Annotated in this window: 1 protein-coding gene; it reads right to left on the bottom strand. The window is 28.1% G+C overall.

The annotated features are described in order from the left end of the window. Nucleotides 1–357: hypothetical protein (locus tag KPL50_RS26770; protein WP_216301488.1), on the bottom strand; the 357-nt coding region annotated here is incomplete at its 3' end. Nucleotides 358–534: the final 177 nt, after the last annotated feature.

Raw genomic sequence — 534 nt, 5'->3', positions numbered from 1 at the left:
ATTGAAGACAGTTCCATTATAAGAGAGTTGTAAATAGGCTTCATTGTTATCAGAAGGAGATAACGTTACAATGGATATACCAAGACCAATCGGAGCATTATTTAATACAAAATCACTTGCGGTTATAGTAGGTTTAAAAATAGAACCTGAACTTACTATAACTAATTTTATAAGACTTCCATTTAAAGATAACTCATTTAAGCTTGTGGGATAGGATGTTGCTGTAATGCTAGATGTAGCTGCAAGCGGAGTTATAATGTTGATATTCTGAAATGTAATTATTACTAGGAGAATGATACTAGTAACATATATAGTTGTAATATGCTTTTTCATAAAACAAGTAAGCCGATTTAACATAATATCACTCCTTAGATTTAATCAATATATAATACGTAACTTAATAGGAAATTAAATTAATTGTTAAAATATATCAAAAATCGTTCTAATCATGTTAATTGTATATTTTATAAAAGATTGTTTAGGCAGCAAGCCTTTGTTTCCAAAATCAACTGCAGTGTAAGATATATTTAAAGG

The organism is Clostridium sp. CF012 (genome assembly GCF_018861755.1).
Classification (GTDB): Bacteria; Bacillota; Clostridia; order Clostridiales; family Clostridiaceae; genus Clostridium_AD.
Note: the sequence above shows the minus strand (reverse complement) of the source record. Positions and strands in the feature narration are given on the sequence as shown.